Annotated in this window: 5 protein-coding genes and 2 rRNA genes; 3 read left to right on the forward strand and 4 right to left on the reverse strand. The window is 62.2% G+C overall.

Features of this window, described 5'->3' with window-relative positions; translation table 11 throughout:
- Together CQW31_RS30065 and CQW31_RS30070 are read left to right on the forward strand one after the other, a co-directional pair.
- On the forward strand, window positions 1–5,471 hold a 5,471-nt coding region (locus tag CQW31_RS30065), incomplete at its 5' end, for an immunoglobulin-like domain-containing protein (protein WP_178075602.1).
- A gap of 81 nt (window positions 5,472–5,552) precedes the next feature.
- A complete protein-coding gene (locus CQW31_RS30070) occupies window positions 5,553–5,894 on the forward strand; it encodes a hypothetical protein (protein WP_054887217.1) in 342 nt (113 codons plus the stop codon).
- Between the two features lie 37 nt (window positions 5,895–5,931).
- Here the strand turns inward: CQW31_RS30070 and lapD are convergent, their stop codons facing one another.
- Both lapD and lapG read right to left on the reverse strand, forming a co-directional pair.
- Window positions 5,932–7,878 (reverse strand): cyclic di-GMP receptor LapD, encoded by a 1,947-nt coding sequence (gene lapD, locus CQW31_RS30075; RefSeq protein ID WP_054887216.1) that lies wholly within the window; start codon window positions 7,876–7,878, stop codon window positions 5,932–5,934.
- A 10-nt stretch (window positions 7,879–7,888) separates the two neighbouring features.
- Window positions 7,889–8,581 (reverse strand): cysteine protease LapG, encoded by a 693-nt coding sequence (lapG, locus tag CQW31_RS30080; protein ID WP_054887215.1) that lies wholly within the window; start codon window positions 8,579–8,581, stop codon window positions 7,889–7,891.
- A gap of 272 nt (window positions 8,582–8,853) precedes the next feature.
- Here lapG and CQW31_RS30085 point away from each other — a divergent pair, with 272 nt between their 5' ends.
- Window positions 8,854–9,543: a GntR family transcriptional regulator gene (locus CQW31_RS30085; protein ID WP_054887214.1), complete on the forward strand. Its 690-nt coding sequence runs from the start codon at window positions 8,854–8,856 to the stop codon at window positions 9,541–9,543.
- 75 nt (window positions 9,544–9,618) lie between these two features.
- Here CQW31_RS30085 and rrf (CQW31_RS30090) read toward each other — a convergent pair.
- Window positions 9,619–9,734, reverse strand: a 5S ribosomal RNA gene (rrf, locus tag CQW31_RS30090).
- Window positions 9,735–9,843: 109 nt separating this feature from the next.
- Window positions 9,844–9,959 (reverse strand): 5S ribosomal RNA (gene rrf / locus CQW31_RS30095).
- Between the last annotated feature and the right edge of the window lie 9 nt (window positions 9,960–9,968).

Consider the following 9,968-nt stretch of genomic DNA (forward strand, 5'->3'; position numbering starts at 1 on the left):
GCCTCGCAAACGGGCAGACCATCTCCATTCCGGTTGGCCAGAGCTCCGGTACCGCCACCGGTGCCGTAACCAACGACGTCTACCAAGGCCACGCGGCGGTCACCAACAGCATCACCAGCGTCAGCGGTGGCAACTACGAAAACCTGGTCGCAAACCAGGCGCCAGTCAGCACTGCGGTCACCGATGTACAAGACACCACCACTGTCACCCTGACCGCCACGCCGTCCGTGGCCGAAGGCGGCACTATCATTTACACCGCCACTGTAGGGGCTCCGGTCACCGGCAGCCCAGTCGTAGTCAGCCTTGCCAATGGACAGACCATCACCATTCCGGTTGGCCAGAGCTTCGGTACCGCTACGGGTGCCGTGACCAATGACGTCTATCAAGGCCACGCGGCCGTCACCAACAGCATCACCAGCGTCAGCGGCGGCAATTACGAAAACCTTGTCGCCAACCAGGCGCCAGTCAGCACCAGCATCACGGATGTCCTGGACACCACGACGGTGTCGCTTTCGGCTACACCAAGCGTGGCCGAAGGTGGACAGATCGTTTACACCGCTACCCTGAGCAACGCCGCACAAACGGCGGTGACGGTCACGCTGAGCAATGGCCAGACCATCACCATCGGTGCCAATCAGACCTCCGGCAGCGTCGCCGTTGCCGCGCCAGCTGATGATCCGTATATCGATGCCGGTCAGGTGAGCGCCCGCATCACCAATGCCTCGGGTGGCAATTTCGAGAACCTGGCGATCAACAGTACGGCGGCAGTCACCACCGTCAGTGACACCATCGACACCTCTACCGTCACGCTAACCGCGACGCCATCTGTGGCCGAAGGCAGCACTATCGTCTACACCGCAACCGTCACTGCCCCAGTTACAGGCTCGGCTGTCGTGGTGGCCTTGGCCAGCGGCCAGACCATCACCATCCCGGTCGGCCAAAGCTCCGGTACCGCCACCGGCGCCGTAACCAACGACGTCTATCAAGGCCACGCGGCAGTTACCAATAGCATTACCAGCGTCAGCGGCGGCAACTACGAAAATCTGGTGGCGAACAAGGCGACGGTCAGCACGACGGTCACCGATGTGCGGGACACCACCACCGTCACCCTGACCGCCACGTCCTCCGTGGCCGAGGGGGGCACCATCGTCTACACCGCCACAGTGGATGCGCCCGTCACCGGCAGTCCGGTCCTGGTCAGCCTGGCCAACGGCCAGACCATCACCATTCCGATCGGCCAGAGCTCCGGCACCGCCACGGGCGCCGTGACCAACGACGTTTACCAAGGCCACGCGCCGGTCGCCAACAACATCACCAGCGTCAGCGGCGGCAATTACGAAAATCTGGTCGCCAACCAGGCGCCAGTCAGCACCACCGTCACCGATGTGCAGGACGCCACGACGGTGTCGCTGACGGCAACGCCCAGCGTGGCCGAGGGTGGCCAGATCGTTTACACCGCAACCCTGACCAGCCCGGCGCAAACAGCGGTCACCGTGACCTTGAGCAACGGCCAGACCATCACCATCGGCGCCAGCCAGTCTTCCGGCAGCATCACCGTGGCGGCGCCAGCCGACGACGTCTACATCGGCGCGTCCACGGTCAGCACCACGATCACCAACGCCACCGGCGGCAACTTCGAAAGCCTGGTAGTGAACCCGGCGCCAGCGGTCACCGCCGTGACAGACACGCTGAACACCACCACCCTTGGCATCATCGGCTCAGCCACCGTGGCTGAGGGCAACAACGCAACCTACACGCTGACCCTGAGCAATGCGCCGCAGACCGACGTGGTAGTCAAGCTGAGCTACAGCGGCACCGCCAGCAACGGCGCCGACTACATCGGTGTGGCAACGGTGACGATAAAAGCCAACAGCAACCAGGCCACGTTCACCATCCCAACCTTGAAGGACAACATCGCCGAGGGCACCGAGCAATTCACCATCAAGATCGACTCGGCCACCGGCGGCAACTTCGAGGGGCTTGCGATCAGCCCTACCGCAGGCAGCATCACTACCCAACTCTACGAGCCAGCCCCGGTGCTGGACCTCGACGCCAACGACTCCAGCGGCAAGACGGGCGCCGACTTCCAGACCACCTTCACCGAAAACGGCAGCGGCAACTCGATCAGTGACCTGGATATTTCCATCACCGACTTCGACAGCTCGCAGATGGCCGGTGCCACCGTGACTCTGACCAATGCCCAGGCCGGCGATGCCTTGAACCTGGGCAGCAGCGTCAGCGGCATCACCGTCACCTCCAGCGTGGCCGCCGGCAAGGTAGTCCTGACCTTGACAGGCAACGCCTCGCTGGCCGACTACATGCAGGCGATCAAGAACATCACCTTCGTCAACACCAGCGAGGACCCGAGCACCACGCCGCGGATCATCACAGTCACGGTCACCGACGGGGTCAACGTGTCCAACACCGCCACCACCACAGTCAACGTGGTGGCGGTCAATGACGCGCCAGTGTCCGCCGGCGGCGCCGTCACCGGGGTCGAGGACACTGCGGTAGTGCTGACCTGGAGCAACTTCAACGTCACTGACGTCGACAGCCCAGTCACGAGCCTGGGTGTGACCATCACCCAGCTACCGGCCCTCGGCACCCTGCAGTACAACAACGGCACGGGCTGGGTGAACGTGTCCCTCAACCAGACCATCAGCCAGGCCGACATTACCGCTGGCAAGCTCAAGTTCGTGCCGCTGGCCAACCAGTCGGGCGTCAACGGCTATGGCGGCACCGGGGTGGGCAACAACCAGGCTGACTATGCGCAGATCAAGTTCAAGCCCACTGACGGCGTCACCCCCGGCAGCGAAACCATTCTGAAGGTGGACATCACTCCGGTCGCCGACGCACCGACCCTGTCGATCGGCAGCAACAGCGTCAACTCGCTGGGCCTGACCAAGGAAACCTGGACCACCCTCACCGGCCTGGGCACCAACGGCAACGGCATTACCGGTGATGCACTGAAGACGGTATTCACCAACTCTGGCACCGCTACCTCGTCCACGACCATCACCAACGTGCAATCCGATTCCAGCGTAGCGGCGCAGAGCGGCTCGAAGACCTCCGGCCTGGTGTACCTGGAGGCCGGCAAGACCTACACCTTCAGCGGCAACGCCGACGACAGCCTGCTGGTGAACATCGGCGGCAAGAACGTCGTCACCGCCACCTGGGGCTCGGGCTCGGGGACCGTCTCGGGCACCTACACGCCGACCACCAGCGGCTACTACACCCTGGAGATCTACCACGCCAACCAGTCCGGCCCGGGTAGCTACGATGTCAACATCTCGGTCAACGGCAGCGCTGCCGGCGACTTCAACAGCACCACCATCCCGATGTACCAGAACGTCACCGCCCTGACCAACGCCGGGGTCACCGTGTCCGACCTGCACGGCAGCAACGGCACCCAGGGTTACTACGATGGCTACAAGCTAAACGAAGGGCCGGAAAACGGCAGCGTCAAGCTGGTGGGTATCGGCAGCAACCTGACCGATACCGACGGCTCCGAGACCCTCAGCGTGAGGCTGAGCGGTATTCCTGCAGGCTCGGTGATCAGTGACACTGCCGGGCACACCGCCACCGTGGGCGCCACCGCAGTCGATGTCAGTGGCTGGACGTTGAGCAGCCTGACGATCAAGCCACCGGCCTACTACAGCGGCCAGTTCGACGTGAAGGTCAGCTCGACCTCCACCGAGTCGGTCGGCGGCAGCTTCGCCATCACCGAAGGCACCCTCAAGGTCACGGTCTACCCGGACACCTACACCACCAGCCAGCTGACCACCGCCAATGACAGCACCACCGGTACCTACGGCGATGACATCATCATCGCCGACAGCGCCGGCCTGCACATGACCGCCGGCACCAACTACAACCTCGCCTTCATCGTCGACACCTCGGGCAGCATGAGCACCACCGGCATCGACGCGACCAAGGCGTCGCTGGCCACCACGTTCCAGACGCTGCTGGCGGATGCCAAGGCCACCGGGGTCGGCACGGTCAACGTGCTGCTGGTGGACTTTGCCACCCAGGTCAAGAGCACCGTCTCAGTCACCCTCAACGACGCTGGCCTCAAGACGCTGCTGAACGCCCTGAGCGGCATGAGCGCGGACGGCGGTACCAACTACGAGGATGCCTTCAAGACCACCGCCAACTGGTTCCAGAACCTGAAAAATGCCGGCGTCACCGGCACCAACCAGACCTACTTCCTCACCGACGGCCAGCCGACCTACTACCAGACTGGCGAGCAGACCAACCCGACCCTGGCCAACAGCTCGGTCAAGCTCGACACCCTGCTCAGCAACGTCAGTTACAAGATGGGTGACACCCTGACCAACTACCAGCTGGACACCAGCAACCGGGTGTCGATCGACACCACCGGCAAGCTCACCGCCGAAACCCGCAGCTTCGACCTGCTGAGCCTGAGCTACAAGTGGAGTGCAGTCACCACCGGCCTGATCCACGCCGAAGGCAACGGCGGCTACGAGCTGTCGAAACTGGCCGGCACCGGCAGCACCACCACCAGCGACACCCTGACCAACGCCACCTCGAGCTTCGCGCTGCTCTCGGCGCTGTCATCGGTCGAAGCCGTCGGCGTCGGCACAGGCATCGCCGCCACCGACCTGAAACCGTTCGACAGCGACGGCGTACCCCAGGTCAACGTCGACCCAAGCAAGATCTCCGATGCGATCCTCGGCCACACCGTCCAGACCATCGCCGGCGCCGACACCATCAGTGGTGGCGACGGACACGACATCATCTTTGGCGACCTGGTGAGTTTCGACTCGATCCCCGGCAGCGGCATCGAGGCAGTCCAGGCCTTCGTCGCGACGAAGCTAGGCGTGGACACAAGCTTGGTGGATGCCAAGGTGATGCATCAATACATCAGCGAGCATTACACCGACTTCGACCTGTCGCGCACCAACGACGGTGCCGACACCCTGCTGGGGGGCGGTGGCAACGACATCATCTTCGGTCAGGGCGGCAACGATTACCTCGATGGCGGCAAAGGCAACGACATCTTGCTCGGCGGCACCGGCAACGACACCTTGCTCGGTGGTGAAGGCAACGATCTGTTGTTCGGCGGGGCCGGCAACGACATGCTGACCGGTGGCAAGGGCAATGACATCCTCAGCGGTGGCGCCGGTGCAGATACATTCGTGTGGAAAGCCGGCGACATAGGCCAGGACGTGATCAAGGACTTCAAGCTGAGCGAAGGCGACCGCCTCGACCTGACCGACCTGCTGCAGGGGGAACGTGGCACGACCATCGACAACTACCTGAAAATCACCACCGTGGGCGGCGAATCGACCCTGCAGATCAGCACGGAAGGCAAGCTCAATGCAGCCGGCGGGCTGGCCAATGCTGACGTGTCGATCAAGCTGGAAGGGGTGAACTGGTCGAACACCAGCATCAACTCGCTGATCAGCGGCGCAGACCCAACCATCAAGATCGATAACAACAACAGCTGACTGGCAGGCGCAGCAGGTCAAAGTTGCCTATGCTGCGCCAGGAGCCACCATGAAGGAACCGGGGTGACGAGGATGGAAGCACTGTTCTATGTGCAACGCGACCAGAAAGGGCAACTGCAGCGGGTCGAACCCGTGCCGTACGCCGACCACACTGAAGTCCTGCCGGCCGACCATGCCGAGATTCAGGGGTGGTTTGCCGACGATGTCGTCGAAAACAGCCTCAAGCAGCTCAAGCAGAGCGACCTGGATATGATCCGTGTGCTCGAGGACCTGATCGAAGTACTCACGGCCAAGGGCGTGTTCAGCATCACCGACCTGCCGGCGGGGGCGCAGGCCAAGTTGCTCAACCGCTCCACCGCGCGCAAGGCGCTGGGGAGCTTGAACAACCTGATCGAGGAAGAAGAGGAAGGCGGCTTGATCTGAAATCACCGGGTGCGCCTTGCGCCCCGGCATTCTTCGATCAACGCCAGGGCGCCGGCTCGCCGACCAGCTGCCCCTGGATGCCACCGACACCCATCTCCACCAGCACCAACCGCTCGCCTTCGGTTTCCACCCGCTCGGCAATCAGCGGCAGATCGATGCTGTGCGCCGCGCGCTGGATAGCCTCGATGAACAGCCGCTTGTGCTGTTCCTGGTCAATGTTGCGGATGTAGCTGCCGTCGATCTTCAGGTAGGCAAGGCCCAGGTGTGCCAGGTTGCCGATCATGCTGAAGCGCCCGCCGAAGCGCTGCAGCGCCAGGCCGAAGCCCAGCCCGTGCAGACGGCGGGTGAGTGTTTCCAGCGCGGCCTGCTCGGGCAGTTGCTCCTCGCCGATCTCGAAAGTCAGGCGCGAACCCAGCGCGGTATTCTGCCCCAGCAGCTCGTACACCCTTTGCAGGGCCGTGGGGTCGGCCAGGGTCGTCGCCGACAGGTTCAGCGCCACCATCTGGTCATGGTTGCGCAAGTGCGTCAACACCTTCTCCAGCACCAGCTCGTCCAGCCGTGACATCCAGCCGAAGCGCTCCAGCCAGGGCAGGAAGCGGCCGGCCGGCAGGGCGTTGCCCTGGTCGTCCAGCAGGCGCGAAATCACCTTATGGTGCAAGACGCGCTGGGTATCCCTGGCCTCCACCACCGGCTGGAAGAACAGCGCAAACTGGCCGTTTACGAACGCTTCATCCAACCGCGTGTGCCAAGCGTGCTGGGTATCGCCAGCCACATCTGCCACACCCTGCTCCAGGCACACCCATCCCGGCAGGGGCTGGTTCTCGGCCCGCGCCAACGCTTCGTCGGCCAACTTGAGCAACGCTTGGGGCTCATCGCCCGGGTGGAATGGCGCAAGGCCAATGCAGGCCACCGGCTGGATATCGCTGGCCCCGGTCTCGTGCAGGCTCTGCAACGCGATTTCCAGGGCTTGGGCGAGCTGGATGGCCTCCTCATGCACCATGCCCGGCGCCAACACCGCGAACTCACCGCCACGGCTGCGGGAAATCAGGTCGTTGGTTTCCGGGTAATGCGCACAGGCGCGGCGCAGTTGCTCGCCCACCGCCTGCAGCAGCTGGTCGGTGCGCTGGCCACCCAGGCGCGCGTTGAGCCCTGCCAGGCCCTGCACACGCAACAGCAGCAGGTAGCCGGAACGCGCTTCTTCCAGGTTACTGACCCGGGCATTGAGCTGCATCTCGAAATAACGGCGGTTGGACAGCCCGGTCAAGCTGTCCTGATAGGACTCGGCGCGCAGCCGTTCACTGCGTTCTGCCTGCTCGGAGAACAGCGCCTTGAGCTTCTCGACCATCTGGTTCATCGCCTGCACCACGCGACGCAGCTCCGGTGTGCGCGGCAGGTCCGGCAGGCTGAGGAATTCGCGGCGGGCAATGGCGTGGGACTGCTCGACCATGTACTCCAGCGGACGCAGTTGACGGCGCAGCAGCAAGGCACCGAGCACGGCGCTGGCGGCGCCGCACAGCAGCAGCCAGCCCAGGCTGCCCAGGGCACTCTGCCAGAGCTTGCCGATGGCGAACATCGGGTGGCTGATGACCTCGACCCGTGCCGCCTGCTGCCAGCCACGGCTGACGAGGGCGTCGCCGCCGGCCGCTTCCAGGCCGATCAGGTTGATGAACCAGCCAGGTACACCGCCAGGGTCCGGCTCTGCATGGCGCTCGACCAGCACGGCATTGGAGCTCAGGTCGACCACCTTGATGCTGGCGTAGTAGCCACTGTCGAAGATCGAGCTGACCATGAGTTCGACCATTGCCTGGTCATCGATATTCGGCGTCAGCGACAGTGCCAGCGCAGTGGCCGCATCCTGGGCATGCGAGCGCAACTGGTTGACGTACTGGCTGCGCGAGCTTTCCAGGCTGACCATGAAGCTGCCGCTGAACGCGACGACCAGGAACAGACAAATGGCCAACAGCAATTGTTTGAACAGTGACATCTGTGCTCCTTCAGTAAACCGGTTCGGCCGGGAACCCTTCTGCCTGCATTTTCTTCAACAAGTCCTGCCAACGGGACAGGCGCTTGGTATCACCGACCTTCTTGTTGCCCGCAGCGCCGGTCAGCCACAGACCTTCACCATTGAAGGCGTACACCGGCAGCAGGTCAGTGCGCTGGCTGGCCGGCTTGATTGCGTCCATCAGGCTGTCGAGCACCAACGGCTGCGCCTGTGGGCTTGAATAGTAGGTCAGCACCATGTGCGCGCGGTTCTGGCGCAAAGCCTTGACGTAGGTGATGCGCAGCTTCTCGCTGGGGATCCCCATGCGCCGCAGGCTGAAATACTTGGCGATTGCGTAGTCCTCGCAGTCGCCGGCGCCTTTTACAAGGGCCTGGATCGGCGTGGCCCAGTAGTCGACCTCATGCCACAGGTCGATATCTTCGACGTAACGCAGTTGCTGGTTGAAGAACTGGTTGACCACCTGCAAGCGCTGCATCTCGCTGCCCTGGCTCTGTGTGGCCATCAACCGCTGCCAGGCATCGATGCGGCCCTTGCCGTTACCCAGTGGGCCATACAGGGCCTCGGACTTGCGGCTGATCTCGGCAAAATCCCAATCCGCATGCAAACCGCCCAGCAGCAAGCTACCTAGCAGCAGGGCAAGGCCGAAACGTCGCACGGCGGTTTTGAGCAGCCAGGTAATCGCCACTGCGAGGCCCTGTTCAGGTCATTCCAAAGCAGCGATGGTGCGGCCTGGCCACCTAAAAGACAATGGCACCGCGCAATCATCTAGCCGATGGTCGGCCAGGTACGACTTTATAGTTAATGCTTAGGGGGTGTCGCTTCCTTTGCCAGAAGAACTCATCCACCATAATTGTGAACCTAAGCCGCTCGCTTCTTCGCCAGCGCAGGTTTGACAGGCCCCCTACCTATCACTAGGGTCATTGGATCCAACTTTTTTGTCGTCGAGGCACACTTCGCTTGGCCGAGAAAATCAAACTTACTAACGTGCTGGCCTGCGAACAACTGCCAGCACACCTGGCGCGTAGCGTTATTGAAGAACGCCTGCGCAGCGCCATTCTCGATGGCCGCCTGCCACCTGGCACCGCCGTGCGCCAACAGGAAGTTGCCGACCTGTACGGTGTCAGCCGCATGCCGGTGCGCGAGGCGCTGCGCCAGCTGGAGGCGCAATCGTTGCTGAAGGTGGAAATGCACAAGGGTGCAGTGGTCGCCCCCCTGATTGGCGAGGACGCAGTCGACACCTATGCATTGCGCGTGCTCCTGGAGAGCGAAGCGCTGCGCCAATCTATTCCGTTGCTCGATGCCAATGATATCGCCAGTGCCCGTGGTTACATTCAGCAACTGGAGAACGAAACTAGCCATGCGGAAATCGGCCGTCTCAATCGACTTTTCCACATGGCGCTCTATGGCAAGGCATCCAACCAGAAACTGCTGCGTCTGATCGAGAACGAGCTGAACGAGGAAGAACGCTTCTTGCGCTTTCACCTGTCATCCATGGGGCTGGGCAAGCTGACCCAGGACGACCATAACGCCTTGGTAGATGCTGCCGCTGACAAATTGGTCGACGAGGCGGTAAGGGTGCTGGAGCAGCATCTGAACAATGGATCGCGGGTGATCAGAAACTACCTGGACAAACAACTCGCCCGCTAGCGCGCACGTCAGGGTACTGTAGGCCGGAAAAGAAAAAGCCCCTGTCTGCAATGCAGACAGGGGCTTTTGTTTGAATCTTGACGATGACCTACTCTCACATGGGGAAACCCCACACTACCATCGGCGATGCATCGTTTCACTGCTGAGTTCGGGATGGGATCAGGTGGTTCCAATGCTCTATGGTCGTCAAGAAATTCTGTATGCCGGTCCGTCCCGAGGACGTTCCCGCGAATCTCTGTAGTTCCTACTTAAAGACAAAACCCCTACCTGCACGCGCAGATAGGGATTTTGCGAAATGAATCTTGACGATGACCTACTCTCACATGGGGAAACCCCACACTACCATCGGCGATGCATCGTTTCACTACTGAGTTCGGGATGGGATCAGGTGGTTCCAATGCTCTATGGTCGTCAAGAAATTCTGT

This window comes from Pseudomonas sp. 382, assembly GCF_002759075.1.
Taxonomy (GTDB): domain Bacteria; phylum Pseudomonadota; class Gammaproteobacteria; order Pseudomonadales; family Pseudomonadaceae; genus Aquipseudomonas; species Aquipseudomonas vlassakiae.

What these genes read in the sequence shown, in the direction of transcription:
- lapD (WP_054887216.1), bottom strand. Translation starts at nt 7,878, where the DNA reads ATGTCACTGTTCAAACAATTGCTGTTGGCCATTTGTCTGTTCCTGGTC.